We start from the raw sequence: 391 nt of genomic DNA on the forward strand, positions 1-391 counted from the left end.
GAGGCCCTTGCCGGAGCGGGGCGGGCCGATGAGGAGGATGGAGTCCTCGACGCTCGCCCACACGCCCGGCCCTCGTGAGGTGCCGAGCAGGTAGGCGATGTCGTCTGCGGCGGGCTTGTGCACCGAGGGGCGCAGCTGGCTGCCACGACGCAGCAACGCCTTGGCCGAGGCGTTCCGCACGACGTCTGCGCGGGTGGCGATCCCGGCGATGCGGTACGGGTCGCTCTTCGATGCGCGCCCGTGCTCGCGCATCAGGCGCCACACCGACCAGCCGATCATCCCGGTCCCGGCGAGGAGGATCAGCGCGGTGGCCCAGTAGGCGATCGGGTTGAGCCCGGGGGCGCCCAGCGGGACGGCGGGGTCGAGGGGGTGCAGCAGCACGCCGAGGCCG

1 pseudogene is annotated in these 391 nt (G+C 73.9%); it reads right to left on the reverse strand.

Features of this window, described 5'->3' with window-relative positions:
* Positions 1–391: pseudogene (locus tag DSP71_RS24215) on the reverse strand (type VI secretion protein); the annotation flags it as partial.

The organism is Microbacterium sp. H6, assembly GCF_003314775.1.
Classification (GTDB): Bacteria; Actinomycetota; Actinomycetes; order Actinomycetales; family Microbacteriaceae; genus Microbacterium; species Microbacterium oxydans.